The sequence below is a fragment of the Adlercreutzia sp. DFI.6.23 genome, from assembly GCF_024462535.1.
GTDB lineage: Bacteria > Actinomycetota > Coriobacteriia > Coriobacteriales > Eggerthellaceae > Adlercreutzia > Adlercreutzia rubneri.
Genome location: NZ_JANGBP010000285.1, coordinates 1 through 351, shown reverse-complemented (window position 1 = coordinate 351; position 351 = coordinate 1). Strand labels below are relative to the sequence as shown.

The following is a 351-nucleotide window of genomic DNA, read 5'->3' as shown; positions in this document are numbered from 1 at the left end:
GTCGACGGCAAGGCGCGCCTGGTACGCGACGACTATTGCGACGGGCTGGGCGACTGCCTGCCGGCCTGCCCCACCGACGCCATCTCCTTCGTCGAGCGGGATGCCGCTCCCTACGACGAGGCTGCCGTGGCGGCACACCTGGCCGCCCGCAACGGCGGCGCGACGGCTGGCAGCGTTCCGGCCGCGGCCGAGCACCGCAGCGGCTGTCCCGGCTCGGCCGCTCGCACCCTCCTCGACGACGCTCCGAAGCCGGCGCCGTCGCCTGCGCACCAGGGCGGATGCCCCGGTTCCCGCAGCCGCTCCCAGAACGGCGCCTCGGCACCGGCCCCCACGCCGGCCGGCCGCGCCGCT

General features: G+C 77.5%; 1 protein-coding gene. It reads left to right on the top strand.

The genetic code is table 11. From position 1 onward, the window contains the following. A partial coding sequence (locus tag NE591_RS13395; RefSeq protein WP_256156880.1) for an ATP-binding protein occupies nt 1–351 on the top strand: 351 nt, incomplete at both ends.